Annotated in this window: 2 pseudogenes; both read left to right on the top strand. The window is 44.4% G+C overall.

From position 1 onward, the window contains the following. Positions 1-170, top strand: a pseudogene (locus AB4512_RS24525) (biphenyl 2,3-dioxygenase); the annotation flags it as partial. 34 nt (positions 171-204) lie between these two features. Beyond that, positions 205-311, top strand: a pseudogene (locus tag AB4512_RS24520) (GNAT family N-acetyltransferase); the annotation flags it as partial.

Raw genomic sequence — 311 nt, 5'->3', positions numbered from 1 at the left:
TTGAAGAGTATGCGAAGTCTCAAGGTTGTACGTCGTCATTGGTCGATACATTAAGTTTCCAAGCGAAGCCTTTTTATGAGAAACGAGGGTATGAATGCCAGATGGTGTTAGAAAATTACCCTGTAGATTCCTCGCTATCGTTTCTCACCAAGTCGCTCGTCAAAAAGTAGCGTATTAAGCGCCCGTTTATACAAGGAGAGTAGATTGGTCAACATTCGGGAAATGGCAATTTCAGACTACGACTCAGTGATCGCGTTGTGGTGCCAGACAGAAGGCATGAGTATTCGCGATGCCGATTCGAAAGAAAGCAT

Source organism: Vibrio sp. 10N.222.52.B7 (assembly GCF_041474275.1).
Lineage (GTDB): Bacteria > Pseudomonadota > Gammaproteobacteria > Enterobacterales > Vibrionaceae > Vibrio > Vibrio crassostreae_C.
This window is presented reverse-complemented; position numbering and strand designations above follow the sequence as displayed.